The organism is Vibrio sp. 10N.222.52.B7, assembly GCF_041474275.1.
Lineage (GTDB): Bacteria > Pseudomonadota > Gammaproteobacteria > Enterobacterales > Vibrionaceae > Vibrio > Vibrio crassostreae_C.
The window spans coordinates 1-519 of record NZ_JBFRTU010000219.1 but is presented as its reverse complement, the minus strand read 5'-3'; the positions used below and the strand labels follow the sequence as shown (position 1 = coordinate 519).

The following is a 519-nucleotide window of genomic DNA, read 5'->3' as shown; positions in this document are numbered from 1 at the left end:
GCTGATAACCGTTTGAGAAAGGCTGCGAATTGCGTCTTGTATTGCTTATCCGCTTCATTAGACCCTACGACAAGACCAAGCTCTTGAATGGTTCCTCCTGAATAAACCTCAAATTGATTGCCGCCTAAAAGCTTATTGGTATCGTCGTTGTAGGCGCCATTGAGCCCTTGTTGCCCCCAATGTTTGGAATAGTAGTTTCGCATCAACATCAGTAGATCTGGGTTAGCAAGGTTGGTCAATGACCATGATGAGTTTTGGTTCCACATTCGGCCGAAAGGAATGACGCGAGACTCCCAACGAAATCGAGCAGTAGCCAATTTGTTGTTCCTATTTTTATATTCAACAGGTGATAAATAGTTGTCTTGGTCGAGATCTGCTGATTGGTCAAAACCACGGATCTTGCGCCAATACTTGGTTTCGTTTGGTGGTTGTGAATCTGTCTTTGAAGTCTGCAGATCTTTGAGTACGATTCTCGGGAAATAGTCCTTCAATTGAACTTGATTTAAGCGAGGGCGGATA

The 519-nt window shown here is 43.9% G+C and carries 1 pseudogene; it reads right to left on the bottom strand.

What is annotated here, in order from left to right:
- A pseudogene (locus AB4512_RS22505) lies at window positions 1-519 on the bottom strand (hypothetical protein); the annotation flags it as partial.